Below are 12,519 nucleotides of genomic sequence, written 5' to 3'. Positions count from 1 at the left end.
GGGTGCTTGATGCAGGCCGAACAAGAGGAACGGTTCCAGGAATTCGTCAGAGCGCGGTGGTCCCGTCTGGTACGGACCGCCTATCTGCTGACCGGCGACGCGCACCACGCGGAGGATCTGACGCAGACGGCGCTGGCGAAGGTGTACCGCTCCTGGCGGCGCGTGTCGCGCAGTGACAATCCGGACGCGTACGTCCGGCGGGTGCTCGTCAACTGCAACAGCGACCGGTTCCGCAAACGGCGGGTCGCGGAGGCACTGACGGCGGCGCCGCCGGAGGTGGCGGCGAGCGACGCGATCTCGTACGCCGACGAGCGCAGCGCTCTGCTCGGCGCGCTGGCCGGGCTGCCGCCCCAGCAGCGGGCGGTGATCGTCCTGCGGTACTGGGAGGACATGTCGGGGGCGGAGGTCGCCGAGGTCCTCGGCTGCTCCACCGGCACGGTGAAGAGCCAGGCGTCCAAGGGACTGGCGAAGTTGCGTACGTATCCGGGGCTCGCGCAGGTCATGGACGGCCCCGGCCGCGGCCGCACCGGCAAGGAAGAGACGCCGTCCCGGCAGGGAGGTACCAGGTGAACGACGACCAGTGGCGCGGACAGGACGGCGAGGGGGGCGCCGACGCGGACCCCGGCGGGGACTTCGAGGAACAGGTGCGTGAGCTGCTCGCCGAGGACGCCTACACGATCCGGCCGTCGCCGGCCCCGTACCCCGCGATCCGCCGCCGGGGGGTGGTCGAACGGCGGCGCCGGGTGGCGGCGGCCGGGGCGGTGCTGGTGACGTTGGCCGCGGTGCCGGTGGGCGCGTACGCGCTGGGCGCACCGGGCGGGGACTCCCGGACGGCGGCTTCGAAGCCGCCGGCGAGTGCCACCCGCGCCGCGACACCGACGCCGTCGCCCTCGCCGACCGCGACCGGGCCCGCGGGGCCCGCCACGCCGGGGCAGCTGCTCGACGGGATCACGCTGGCGCGGGCCTCGAAGGGGCTGGAGAAGTGTCTGGCCGACGACCGCAAGTACGCCTCCGGCCGGACGGATGACCCGGACCTGGGCGAGGCCGACCGTTACCGGATCATCCTGGCGATGAACAGCACCGGCGACTCCAACGCGCCCGGCGACGGCATGTTCGTCGTCGCCGTGCGGGACAAGCCGACGCCGATCCGGCTGATCTGCGACATCAAGCCCGACGAGGACGCGGGGATCAACACCAGCGGCGATGACCGGCTGCCGGACTCCCCGCCCGTGCTGGCCGACATCAACGGCGGCAAGCTGTACCAGCAGTCGTTCATCGACAAGGGCGCCTGGAAGCTGCCGTTCCGCTGGGGTGTGATCGGCACCGTCGAGCCGTCCGTGGCCAAGGTGACCGTCTCCTACGGCGGTGTCACCAGCGACGCCGCCCTCGACCACGGCTGGTTCGTCGCCTCCGGCACCCTGAACCAGCAGGTCACCCTCGCACCCCGCATCAAGGGCTACGACGCCGCCGGCACGCTGGTCTACGACTCCGACAAGGACACGTCGTACGAGAAGACCCTCCCGTAAGGCCGAAGCTCCGGGGGCGCCGCACAGGGGTCGGCGCCCCCGAAGCCGGTCGGGCCGGGCACCGTCGACCCGTCACACGCTCCCCGCGACCGTCTACGACGGCGTTCGGGCCGCCGCCAGCAGTCGGGTCACGTCGTCCGCGCAGATGGTCAGCGCGGTTCCCACGGTGGTGAGGGCGTCGCGTTCGGCGGGGGTGTAGGGGCCGTCGGCGAGCGCGATACGAGCGCCCTGGACCAGGATCGATTCACGGCCGGCCGGGGCGAGGTGCGGCGCCAGGGGGTCGAGGGCCTCGTGGAGTTCTATGGCGAGGCCCGTTCCGCAGGGGCGGTCGTAGAACCGGCCGGTGTCGGCGGCGAGGGCCTCGACCAGGGCCTCCAACTGGTCCTCGGTGCAGTCGTCGAAGCCGGCTGCCCGGACCGTCGCGGCGGCCGTCTCCAGGGACGTGCGGGAGCAGGTGCCGCCCGCGGCGAGTACCGCGAGGGCGACGGTGTGGACGGCGTCGCGGAGCATCGCGGAGAAGCGGGTGGTGGTCGGATGGTCGAGGACCTCGGTGCCGAAGTGGTCGCGGCAGGCGGCGCACTCGACGACCGGGCCGGTCTCGCCGCGCGGGACGAGCGGCATACCGAGGAGGGTGAAACGGCGGCGCCCGGTCAGCCGCTGGTAGTTGCGGTCGCCGCCGCAGCCGGGGCAGAAGAATTCACCGTCGCCGACGGTCGTCCACGCGGTACGGGTGCCCAGGAGGCGCGCAGGCCTGGCGGCAGAGCCGGTTCGTCCCCGTCCTGGCAGCACGTCGCACCTCCGTAACCCCGCGGCAACATCGCCGCGCTTGCGTGATGTTAGCCACATCCGTGAGGTGGAGTCAGTACCCCGGAGGAGACCTTTCCGTGACCTCCACAGGGATTGGCCGGTATACGACGGGGCCCCGCCCGCCGTACAACAGGCGAACGGGGCCCTAAACCGCTGGTGAGGCTGATCAGCGCGCCGCGCGGTTGACGGCGGAGACGACCGCCTTCAGCGACGCACGTGTCGTGTTCGCATCGATGCCGATTCCCCAGATGACCTTGCCGTCGATCGCGCATTCGATGTACGAGGCGGCCTGCGCGGAGGCGCCCTCGCTCATCGTGTGCTCCTGGTAGTCCAGCAGGCGGGCGTCGATCCCGATGCCCTGCAGCGCGTGGAAGAACGCGGAGATCGGACCGTTGCCGGTGCCGACCAGCGTGGTCTCGGCGCCGTCCACCACGGCCTCGACGGTGAGGGTGTCCACGCCGTCCTTGTCCGTCGTCGACTGCCCGTTGGTGACCTGGATGCGGCCCCACGGGTTCTCGGGGTTGGGCAGGTACTCGTCCTGGAAGGTCGCCCAGATGGCGCTGCCGGTGACCTCGCCGCCCTCGGCGTCCGTCTTCGCCTGGATGAGCTTGGAGAACTCGATCTGCATCCGGCGCGGCAGGTCCAGCTTGTGGTCGTTCTTCAGGACGTAGGCGATACCGCCCTTGCCGGACTGCGAGTTGACCCGGATGACGGCCTCGTAGGAACGGCCGACGTCCTTCGGGTCGATCGGCAGGTACGGCACGGCCCACTCGATGTCGTCGACGGTGACGCCCTTCGCGGCCGCGTCGGCCTCCATGGCGTCGAAGCCCTTCTTGATGGCGTCCTGGTGGGAGCCGGAGAAGGACGTGTAGACCAGGTCGCCCACGTACGGGTGGCGCGGATGGACCTCCATCTGGTTGCAGTACTCCCACGTACGACGGATCTCGTCGATGTCGGAGAAGTCGATCTGCGGGTCGACGCCCTGCGAGAACAGGTTCATGCCCAGGGTGACCAGGTCGACGTTGCCGGTGCGCTCGCCCTGCCCGAACAGGCAGCCCTCGACCCGGTCGGCGCCGGCCATCAGCGCCAGCTCGGCGGCGGCGACGGCGGTCCCCCGGTCGTTGTGCGGGTGGACCGAGACGCAGACGTGCTCGCGGCGGGAGAGGTTGCGGCTCATCCACTCGAAGCGGTCCGCGTGCGTGGACGGCGTCGAGCGCTCCACGGTGGCGGGCAGGTTGAGGATGATCTCGCGGCCCGGGCCGGGCTGCCAGACGTCCATGACCGCCTCGCAGACCTCCAGCGCGAAGTCCAGCTCGGTGTCGGTGAAGATCTCCGGGCTGTACTGGTAGCCGAACTCGGTCTCCGCGCCCAGCAGTTTCTCCGCGTACTCCATGACCAGCCGCGTGCCGTCGACGGCGATCTGCTTGATCTCGTCCTTCGAGCCGCGGAAGACGACCCGGCGGAAGACGGGGGCGGTGGCGTTGTACAGGTGGACCGTGGCGCGCTTGGCGCCCTTCAGGGACTCCACGGTCCGCTCGATCAGGTCCTCGCGGGCCTGGGTCAGTACGGAGATGGTGACGTCGTCGGGGATGGCTCCGGGCTCCTCGACGATGGAGCGTACGAAGTCGAAGTCGGTCTGACCGGAGGCCGGGAAGCCGACCTCGATCTCCTTGTAGCCCATCGTGACCAGCTGGTCGAACATCCGGCGCTTGCGCTCGGGCGACATCGGGTCGATCAGGGCCTGGTTGCCGTCACGCAGGTCGGTGGAGAGCCAGCGGGGGGCGACGGTGATCCGGTTGTTGGGCCAGGTGCGGTCGGGAATGTCGACCTGGTCGTACTGGCCGTACTTGTGGATCGGCATGGAGGTGGGCTGCTGGCGGTTCGCCATGATGCGGGGGCTCCTCGAAGGCGGGTCCTGAAGGACGGCCGACGGCGCAACGCCAAAACTCCGCGGGGAGGGGGTCGGCCTCGGTTACAGGCCCTCGCCGCGGCAGCTAAGGAGAAGCAGCCCGAAACGCATGATGCGAAGCATGCTAGCCGAGACACCCCGGGCGCGGCGGGCCCGTATCAGTATGCGGGATCGCCCCCACAAGAAGGGGCCTATGGGGCAAAAAGTGCGCTATACCACTTCGCCACTCCCCGTGAACTCCACTGTCCGTACATTTCACCAATCATGGTTGCGGGTAGTGACAGTGGCGTGACCCAGTGCAAGGGTGCCCGACATGACCACCAACGGGGGCTTCGAGCCCGTCTTCTGCACCATCGTCCCACCCCACCTCCTCGACAAGCTCGCCCGCAGCGAGGACCCGGCCCTGTCCGGCCCCGCCCGGCGGACCCTGGTCCGGGACGCCCAGGAACGCGGCCGCCGCCGGGTGAGCGCCGAGTTCGGCCTGGCCGCCACGCCGACCACGAAGGCACCGGCGGACCAGCCGCTGCGCACCCTCTACGACGCCGGGCACAAGACCGACCTGCCCGGCGCCGAAGTGCGCGCGGAGGGCTCGGAGCCGGGCCAGGACGCCACGGTCAACCGGGCCTACTCCGGCCTCGGCGCCACCTTCGACCTCTACCTCAAGGCCTACGGGCGTCACTCGATCGACGGCGACGGCCTGCCCCTGAACGCGACCGTCCACTACGACGAGAACTACAACAACGCCTTCTGGAACGGCGAGCAGATGGTGTTCGGCGACGGTGACGGCGAGATCTTCCTCGACTTCACCATCCCGATCGACGTCATCGGCCACGAGCTGACGCACGGCGTCACCCAGTACACGGCGAACCTCACGTACTTCGGGCAGCCGGGCGCCCTCAACGAGTCGATGTCCGACGTCTTCGGCTCGCTCATCAAGCAGTACGCCCTCGGCCAGACCGCCGCCGAGGCCGACTGGCTGATCGGCTCGGGCCTGCTCGCCCCGAGCGTCACCGGAAAGGCCCTGCGCTCCATGAAGGAACCGGGCAGCGCCTACGACGACGACGTCCTCGGCAAGGACCCGCAGCCCGGGACCATGGACGACTACGTCCGCACCGGCCGCGACAACGGAGGCGTCCACATCAACTCCGGCATCCCCAACCACGCGTTCTACCTGGCCGCCACCGCGCTCGGCGGCTACGCCTGGGAGAAGGCGGGACAGATCTGGTACGACGCCCTGACCGGCGGCGAGCTCACGGAGCGGGCGTTCTTCGGCGACTTCGCCAAGCTGACCGTCAAGGCCGCCCGGGAGCGCTTCGGTGACGGCGGCGATGAATTCCAGGCGGTGGAGAAGGCCTGGGAGCAGGTCGGGGTGCGCATTCTCTGACTCCGTACTAGACAGGAACCATGCGTATTCAGGTACGGCGCACGGGCGGGTTCGCGGGCATCGAGCGGCACGCCGAGGTGGACACCTCGGGGCGGCCCGATGCCCACGAATGGCACACCCTCGCCGAGAAGGCACTCGCCGAGGGGCGGGGCACGCCTCCGATCGGGGTGCCGGACGGCTTCCGCTACCAGATCACCGTGGACGCCAGGACGGTGTACGCGGCCGATCCCCGGCTCACCGACGAGCAGCGCAAGCTGATCTCCCGAGTACTCAAAGAAGGCGCGTAACTCGTTTGTCGCGCCTGCCCGTTGACTTCCCTACCCGCCAGTACCGATGATCCGGCGCATGGCGACGAACCCGATACCCCAGTTCCCGGACGGCTTCCTGTGGGGCGTCTCGACCTCGGCCCACCAGATCGAGGGAGCGGCGGACCGGCGCGAGCCGTCCGTCTGGGACGCCTTCTCGGCCGAGCCGGGCCGGGTGAAGGACGGCTCAACCGCGGCGGTGGCCTGCGACCACTACCACCGCCACGGCGAGGACGTGGCCCTGCTGGCCGCCCTGGGCGTGGACGCGTACCGCTTCTCCGTCTCCTGGCCGCGGGTGCGCGCCGAGGGCGGCCTGGACTTCTACGACCGCCTGGTCGACGAGCTGTGCGCGGCGGACGTCCGCCCGGTCCCGACCCTCTTCCACTGGGACCTGCCGCTGGCGCTCCAGGAGGCGGGCGGCTGGCTGGAACGGGACACGGCGTCGCGTTTCGCCGAGTACGTGTCGGTCGTCGCCGACCGGCTCGGTGACCGCGTGCGGAAGTGGATCACGATCAACGAGCCTGCCGAGCACACGCTGTTCGGCCACGCGCTGGGCGCGCACGCGCCGGGCAAGCGCCTGATGTTCGACGCGCTGCCGGCCGCCCACCACCAGTTGCTGGCCCACGGCCTGGCCGTACGGGCGCTGCGCGCGGCCGGCGCCACGGACATCGGGATCGCCAACTCGCACGGGCCGACGTGGCCGGCCTCACCGGAGCAGCCCGACCTCGACGCGGCGGGCTTCTACGACCTCCTGCTCAACCGCCTGTTCGCGGACCCGGTCCTGCTCGGCGAATACCCGGAGGGCCTCGGCGAGTTGATGCCGGGCGACGTGGCAGCCGACCTCAAGATCATCGGGGAGCCTCTCGACTGGTACGGCGTCAACTACTACGCGCCGACTCGGGTGGGTGCCCCGCAGGGCGCGGACATCGAGTTCGGCGGGCTGACGATCCCCGCCGAACTCCCCTTCTCGGTGCGGGAGATCGAGGGCGTCCCGGTCACGGACTTCGGCTGGCCGGTGGTCCCTTCGGGCCTGACCGAGCTGCTCACCGCTTTCCACGAGCGCTACGGCGACCGGCTCCCCCCGGTCGTCATCACCGAGAACGGCTGCTCGTACGAGGGCGTGGACGACCAGGCCCGGATCACCTACCTCGACGGCCACATCCGTGCGCTGCACGAGGCGTCGCGGGCGGGTGTGGATGTCCGCGGCTACTTCGTGTGGTCCCTGCTGGACAACTTCGAGTGGGCGGAGGGGTTCGCACGGCGGTTCGGACTGGTCCACGTGGACTTCGAGACGCTCGCACGGACCCCCAAGTCGTCGTACGGGTGGTTCAAGGAGCTGCTGCGGGCGCAGCACGCCGACTGAACCGGGGTCCCGGTCCGTCCCGACCGTCCGGACTCCTCCTCGCCCCTTTCTCCCCCCTGCGGGGGACGCGTCCCCCGCCCGCGGGGGATCTCCTCCGGCCGTCGGGCGGCTGTACTGAGGCGGTCGGTGAGAGACGGTGAAAAGGGGTCGCGATGCGAACGGGAAACAGACGTCCATGGACGGCAGCGGTGGCTGTGGTGGCCGGGGTTCTCGCCCTGACGGGAGCCGCGCCCGCGGCGCCGACGACAGCACTCGCGGCGGGGACGACCGACGGGGCGGGGTCCCGTCAGGGCGACATACTCGACGCCCTGCACTCGCTCCCCGGCCTGCGGGTGATCGAGGAGCGGCCGGCTGCGGACCCGGGGTACCGCTTCTTCGTCCTTGGCCTGCGCCAGCCGGTCGATCACGCACATCCGTCGGCAGGCACCTTCGAGCAGCGCCTGACCCTGCTCCACAGGTCGGCGGACCGGCCCACGGTGCTGTTCACGACGGGCTACGACCTGCCGCTGTCACCGCGCCGGGCCGAGCCGACCGTGCTGCTCGACGGCAACCAGATCGGAGTCGAGCACCGCTTCTTCGGCACCTCCCGGCCGGCGACCGAGGACTGGTCGCGGCTGACCGTCCGGCAGGCCGCCGACGACCACCACCGTGTCGTGCGGCTGTTCAGGCAGCTGTATCGCGGGGTGTGGATCTCGACGGGCGGCAGCAAGGGAGGGATGACCTCCGTCTACCACCGCCGGTTCCACCCGGACGACGTGGACGGCACCGTCGCGTACTCGGCCCCGAACAACGTCGACGACCGTGACGACTCCGCCTATCTCCGGTTCCTGGAGACCGTCGGCACGGCCTCATGCCGCGAGGCCCTGGCGGCGGCGCAGCGGCAGGCACTCCTGCGCCGGGACGAGATGGTCGCCCGCTACGAGGCCTGGGCGGCGTCCACGGGCGACACGTTCCGGATCGTGGGCGGCGCCGACAAGGCCTTCGAGACGGCGGTGCTGCGCGCTCCGCTGATGTTCTGGCAGAACCACGGGTCCGCGGACTGCGCCTCGGTGCCCGCCCCGGACGCGTCGACCGACGAGCTCTACGCCTGGCTGGACTCCACCGCGGTACTCCCGGTCTACGCCGACCAGGTCGCACGGGACTACATTCCGTACTTCTACCAACTGGGCACACAGCTGGGGTACCTTGCCGTCCCCACCGGTCACCTGAAGGGCCTGTTGCGCTATGCGGACGCCATCGAGCCGCGCAACTTCGTGCCCCGTGACATCCCGCTGCGCTTCGACCGCGGCGCGATGCCCGACATCGACCGCTGGGTCCGCCGGGAGGGCAGCCGCCTCCTCTTCGTCGACGGCGCCCAGGACCCCGCAGTGGCCGAGCCCTTCCGCCCGGGCCGCGGCACCGACTCCCGCCGCTACCTGGCTCCCGGCACCGACCACCACACCACCATCGCGGCCCTCACCCCCAAAGACCGAGCGGAGGCAACGGCAACGCTCCTGCGCTGGGCGGGTGAACGCCGGGACCTGTCCTAGAAGCCGAGCTTGCGCAGCTGTCGTGGGTCCCGTTGCCAGTCCTTCGCGACCTTCACGTGGAGGTCGAGGAAGACCGGCGTCCCCAGCAGCGCCTCGATCTGCTTGCGTGACTTGATGCCGACGTCCTTCAGCCGCTTGCCCTTGGGGCCGATGATGATGCCCTTCTGGCTGGGCCGCTCGATGTAGACGAAGGCGTGGATGTCGAGGAGGGGCTTGTCGGCGGGACGGTCCTCCCGGGGGAGCATCTCCTCCACGACGACGGCGATGGAGTGCGGAAGCTCGTCGCGCACACCCTCCAGCGCGGCCTCACGGATCAGCTCCGCGATCATGACCTGCTCGGGCTCGTCGGTGAGGTCGCCCTCGGGGTAGAGCGCCGGGCCCTCGGGCAGCATCGGGATCAGCAGGTCCGCCAGCAGGTCGACCTGCTTGTTCGCGGTCGCCGACACCGGGACGATCTCGGCCCACTCGATGCCCAGCTCCTTGCCGAGCTGGTCGACCGCGATCAGCTGCTCGGCCAGCGTCTTGGAGTCGACGAGGTCCGTCTTCGTGATGATCGCGACCTTCGGGGACTTCTTGATCCCCGCCAGTTCCTTCGCGATGAAGCGGTCACCGGGACCGAGTTTCTCGTTCGCCGGCAGACAGAAACCGATCACGTCGACCTCGGCCCAGGTGGTCCGTACGACGTCGTTCAGTCGCTCACCGAGCAGCGTGCGCGGCTTGTGCAGCCCGGGGGTGTCCACCAGGATCAGCTGGGCGTCGGGCCGGTGCACGATCCCCCGTACCGTGTGCCGCGTCGTCTGCGGCTGGTTCGCGGTGATCGCCACCTTCTGCCCGACCAGAGCGTTCGTGAGGGTGGACTTGCCCGCGTTGGGGCGGCCCACGAAGCAGGCGAAGCCGGCGCGGTGGGGTGCGGCCGACGACGCCGACGGCTCGGATGACTGACTGCGAACGCTCATGGCGCCCATTCTCCCTGATCCAATGAGCCCCGCCGCACAAGCGTCCGCCCCCAGCCCTCCCCGTGAGCTTCCCGAAACCCCCACGCAACGAAACGCGCCGGAAACACACCCGTGCACAACCCGAAACGCGGGCCGGTGACTCTCTGACGAGCCCCCACACCGTTGGAGACGACCGTGATCCTCGCCGTGCCCCTGGCCGCAGAGCGCATCGACACCGGCGACACCGCCTGGCTGCTCGCCGCCACCGCCCTCGTCCTGCTGATGACCCCGGGCCTGGCCCTGTTCTACGGCGGCATGGTCCGCACCAAGAGCGTCCTCAACATGCTGATGATGAGCTTCGTGTCGATCGCCCTGGTCACGGTGGTGTGGCTGGCCGCCGGATACTCCCTCACGTTCGGGGACGACATCGGCGGCGGGCTCATCGGCGGTCTGGAGCACGCCGGGATGTCCGGCCTCGGCCCCGACAGCGTCCACGGCACCGTCCCCACCCTCCTCTTCGCGACCTTCCAGCTCACCTTCGCGATCATCACGGCCGCCCTGGTGAGCGGCGCGATCGCGGACCGCGCGAAGTTCGGCGCGTGGCTGCTGTTCGTGCCCGTCTGGGCGTTGCTCGTATACGTTCCGGTCGCCCACTGGGTCTGGGGCCCGGGCGGCTGGATCCTCGACCGGCTCGGCGCCCTGGACTTCGCGGGCGGTTTGCCCGTGGAGATCGTCTCCGGTGCCTCCGGCCTCGCGTTGTGCCTGGTCCTCGGCCCGCGACTGGGTTTCAAGAAGGACGCGATGCGCCCGCACAACCTGCCCATGGTGATGCTGGGCGCGGGTCTGCTCTGGTTCGGCTGGTTCGGCTTCAACGCCGGTTCGGCCCTCGGCGCGAACGGCCTGGCCGCGGCCGCGTTCCTGAACACCCTCGCGGCCGGTTGTACGGGCTTGCTCGGCTGGCTCTTCGTGGAGCAGAAGCGCGACGGCCACCCGACCACCCTGGGCTCCGCCTCCGGCGCGGTCGCGGGCCTGGTCGCGATCACCCCGTCCTGCGGTTCCGTCTCCCTGCTCGGCGCCCTGGTCGTCGGTCTCGCCGCGGGCACGGTCTGCTCGTACGCGGTGGGCTGGAAGTTCAGGCTGAACTACGACGACTCCCTGGACGTCGTCGGCGTCCACCTGGTCGGCGGGGTCATCGGCACCCTCCTCATCGGGGTCTTCGCCATCGAGTCGATGACCGGCGGGCCCGAGGGGCTCCTCTACGGCGGGGGCCTGGCGCAGCTCGGCAAGCAGCTGGTGGCCGTGCTCGCCGTGGGGACGTACGCCTTCGTCGTGACGTACGGCATCGGCAAGCTGATCGACAAGACGGTGGGCCTGCGCGCGAGCGAGGAGCAGGAGTACACCGGTCTGGACCTTACGGTGCACGCCGAGAGCGCATACGATCACGGCGTCCTGGGCCACGGAGCCCCGGTCACCGCGTCCGTCCTTCCCTCCGCGCAGAAGGTCAAGCCCCAGGCATGAAGCTCATCACCGCGATCGTCAAGCCGTACCGTCTCGACGAGGTCAAGACCGCCCTCCAGGAGCTCGGCGTGCACGGTCTGACCGTGACCGAGGCCAGTGGCTACGGCCGTCAGCGCGGCCACACCGAGGTCTACCGGGGCGCCGAGTACCAGGTCGACCTGGTCCCCAAGGTCCGGATCGAGGTCGTCGTCGGGGACGCCGACTCGGATGCCGTCATCGACGCGATCGTCAAGGCCGCGCAGACGGGGAAGATCGGGGACGGGAAGGTGTGGGCGGTGCCGGTGGAGACGGTCGTCCGGGTACGGACGGGCGAGCGCGGTCCCGACGCGCTCTGACCAGCAGGACGGCTCCCACCACCGAGGCCACGGCCAGTACCGCCGCCACCAGCCACGGCAGCGCGAAGAAGGACGCGTTCGCCGACTCGCGGGTGTGCTGCGCGCTCGCTGTGAGCGTCACGTCGCCCCAGTCGAGCTGGGGCGCGCCGCGCCAGGGTTCGCTGAGCCGTACGCGCTGACCGGGCAGCAGCTCGGCGGGGATCCGGTCCAGGTCGCGGGTGAGCAGCGTGCGCCCGAACAGGCCCCGCGCGCGCAGCTCCACCTTGGGGTCGAGGGTGACGTTGCCGGTGTTGTGGAGGGTGTAGGAGACCGTGGCGGTGCTGTCGCCGAGACCGGGAACGAGCGGCTGGTCGTGGGTGACCCGGACGTCCTCGACGGCGATCGCGGGGAGCGTGGGCCCGCCGACCCGCAGATAGATCCGGGAGCCGACGGCCCGTTGCACGCCGAGCGCGAGGGAGCCGTCGCCGTTGTCGACCCGCTCGTCGAGTGCGACCAACGCGCCCGGGTGGTCGCCGGGTTCGGCGCCCTCCGGCACGTTCAGGGTGAACGGCACGGTGACCTTGCCGTGCGCGGGGACGGTGACCCGGGTGCGGGCGGGCTTCGCCCACGCGCCCACCCCGCGCTGCTTCTCCTGCCGCGTCCGTACGGCGAAACCGCCGTCGCGGGCGGTGTTGTAGGCATCGGCGGCGTAGAGGCGGAAGGTCAGCGGGCGGCCGGTCTTGTTGGCGACGACGACCTTGTCCCGCAGGCTCGTACCGGGGTCGGCGGAGAGGTAGAAGTACGGGCGCTCGGCGATCTGTGAGGAGGCTGGGAAGACCGACCAGCTGCCGTTGTCGGCGCTGTGGGCGGGCCCGGCTGTCATGGCCAGGAGCAGCAGGCCCAGGAGGAGGACGGAGAACTTGCGCATG

The 12,519-nt window shown here is 70.5% G+C and carries 12 protein-coding genes; 8 read left to right on the top strand and 4 right to left on the bottom strand.

Annotated features, from left to right (window positions below):
- Positions 1 to 9 precede the first annotated feature (9 nt).
- Positions 10 to 570 carry a SigE family RNA polymerase sigma factor gene (locus ACFYRY_RS09735; RefSeq protein WP_389141960.1) on the top strand — a complete coding sequence of 187 codons (561 nt, stop codon included), beginning with the start codon at positions 10 to 12 and terminating at the stop codon, positions 568 to 570.
- Positions 567 to 1,526: a hypothetical protein gene (locus ACFYRY_RS09730; RefSeq protein ID WP_389141958.1), complete on the top strand. Its 960-nt coding sequence runs from the start codon at positions 567 to 569 to the stop codon at positions 1,524 to 1,526. Before ACFYRY_RS09735 ends, ACFYRY_RS09730 begins: the two co-directional genes overlap by 4 nt.
- 93 nt (positions 1,527 to 1,619) lie before the next feature.
- Here the strand turns inward: ACFYRY_RS09730 and ACFYRY_RS09725 are convergent, their stop codons facing one another.
- Together ACFYRY_RS09725 and leuA are read right to left on the bottom strand one after the other, a co-directional pair.
- Positions 1,620 to 2,315 (bottom strand): TerB family tellurite resistance protein, encoded by a 696-nt coding sequence (locus ACFYRY_RS09725; RefSeq protein ID WP_389141956.1) that lies wholly within the window; start codon positions 2,313 to 2,315, stop codon positions 1,620 to 1,622.
- A 184-nt stretch (positions 2,316 to 2,499) separates the two neighbouring features.
- Positions 2,500 to 4,221, bottom strand: a complete 1,722-nt coding sequence (gene leuA, locus ACFYRY_RS09720; protein ID WP_389141954.1) for a 2-isopropylmalate synthase — start codon at positions 4,219 to 4,221, stop codon at positions 2,500 to 2,502.
- Positions 4,222 to 4,555: 334 nt separating this feature from the next.
- Between leuA and ACFYRY_RS09715 the strand changes: the two genes are divergently transcribed.
- The 4 genes from ACFYRY_RS09715 (at position 4,556) to ACFYRY_RS09700 (ending at position 8,823) form a co-directional block, all read left to right on the top strand.
- Positions 4,556 to 5,626, top strand: a complete 1,071-nt coding sequence (locus ACFYRY_RS09715; RefSeq protein ID WP_389141952.1) for a M4 family metallopeptidase — start codon at positions 4,556 to 4,558, stop codon at positions 5,624 to 5,626.
- Positions 5,627 to 5,646: 20 nt separating this feature from the next.
- The gene (locus tag ACFYRY_RS09710) at positions 5,647 to 5,913 is read left to right on the top strand and encodes a protealysin inhibitor emfourin (protein WP_389141950.1); all 267 of its coding nucleotides are present in this window, start codon (positions 5,647 to 5,649) and stop codon (positions 5,911 to 5,913) included.
- A 46-nt stretch (positions 5,914 to 5,959) separates the two neighbouring features.
- Complete coding sequence (locus ACFYRY_RS09705) at positions 5,960 to 7,294, top strand: GH1 family beta-glucosidase (protein WP_389141948.1); 1,335 nt, start codon at positions 5,960 to 5,962, stop codon at positions 7,292 to 7,294.
- A gap of 188 nt (positions 7,295 to 7,482) precedes the next feature.
- Positions 7,483 to 8,823: a S28 family serine protease gene (locus ACFYRY_RS09700; RefSeq protein WP_389141946.1), complete on the top strand. Its 1,341-nt coding sequence runs from the start codon at positions 7,483 to 7,485 to the stop codon at positions 8,821 to 8,823.
- On the opposite strand, the gene era is transcribed toward ACFYRY_RS09700, so the two are convergent.
- The gene (gene era, locus ACFYRY_RS09695) at positions 8,820 to 9,788 is read right to left on the bottom strand and encodes a GTPase Era (RefSeq protein ID WP_356769683.1); all 969 of its coding nucleotides are present in this window, start codon (positions 9,786 to 9,788) and stop codon (positions 8,820 to 8,822) included. The genes ACFYRY_RS09700 and era overlap by 4 nt on opposite strands.
- A 177-nt stretch (positions 9,789 to 9,965) precedes the next feature.
- On the opposite strand from era, the gene ACFYRY_RS09690 reads away from it, so the two are divergent.
- Entirely contained in the window at positions 9,966 to 11,276 is a 1,311-nt protein-coding gene (locus ACFYRY_RS09690) for an ammonium transporter (RefSeq protein ID WP_389143702.1), read from the top strand.
- A complete protein-coding gene (locus ACFYRY_RS09685) occupies positions 11,273 to 11,611 on the top strand; it encodes a P-II family nitrogen regulator (RefSeq protein WP_389141943.1) in 339 nt (112 codons plus the stop codon). Before ACFYRY_RS09690 ends, ACFYRY_RS09685 begins: the two co-directional genes overlap by 4 nt.
- Here the strand turns inward: ACFYRY_RS09685 and ACFYRY_RS09680 are convergent.
- A complete protein-coding gene (locus tag ACFYRY_RS09680) occupies positions 11,505 to 12,518 on the bottom strand; it encodes a WxL protein peptidoglycan domain-containing protein (protein ID WP_389141941.1) in 1,014 nt (337 codons plus the stop codon). The genes ACFYRY_RS09685 and ACFYRY_RS09680 overlap by 107 nt on opposite strands.
- Position 12,519: the final 1 nt, after the last annotated feature.

It is taken from the genome of Streptomyces sp. NPDC005263 (assembly GCF_042872365.1).
In the GTDB taxonomy this organism is placed as follows: Bacteria; Actinomycetota; Actinomycetes; order Streptomycetales; family Streptomycetaceae; genus Streptomyces.
Note: the sequence above shows the minus strand (reverse complement) of the source record. Positions and strands in the feature narration are given on the sequence as shown.

Excerpts from the sequence above, each read along its gene's own strand:
- ACFYRY_RS09680 (WP_389141941.1), bottom strand. The coding sequence starts at position 12,518 with ATGCGCAAGTTCTCCGTCCTCCTCCTGGGCCTGCTGCTCCTGGCCATG.
- ACFYRY_RS09685 (WP_389141943.1), top strand. The coding sequence starts at position 11,273 with ATGAAGCTCATCACCGCGATCGTCAAGCCGTACCGTCTCGACGAGGTC.
- leuA (WP_389141954.1), bottom strand. The coding sequence starts at position 4,221 with ATGGCGAACCGCCAGCAGCCCACCTCCATGCCGATCCACAAGTACGGC.
- ACFYRY_RS09715 (WP_389141952.1), top strand. The coding sequence starts at position 4,556 with ATGACCACCAACGGGGGCTTCGAGCCCGTCTTCTGCACCATCGTCCCA.
- ACFYRY_RS09735 (WP_389141960.1), top strand. The coding sequence starts at position 10 with ATGCAGGCCGAACAAGAGGAACGGTTCCAGGAATTCGTCAGAGCGCGG.
- ACFYRY_RS09705 (WP_389141948.1), top strand. The coding sequence starts at position 5,960 with ATGATCCGGCGCATGGCGACGAACCCGATACCCCAGTTCCCGGACGGC.
- era (WP_356769683.1), bottom strand. The coding sequence starts at position 9,788 with ATGGGCGCCATGAGCGTTCGCAGTCAGTCATCCGAGCCGTCGGCGTCG.
- ACFYRY_RS09710 (WP_389141950.1), top strand. The coding sequence starts at position 5,647 with ATGCGTATTCAGGTACGGCGCACGGGCGGGTTCGCGGGCATCGAGCGG.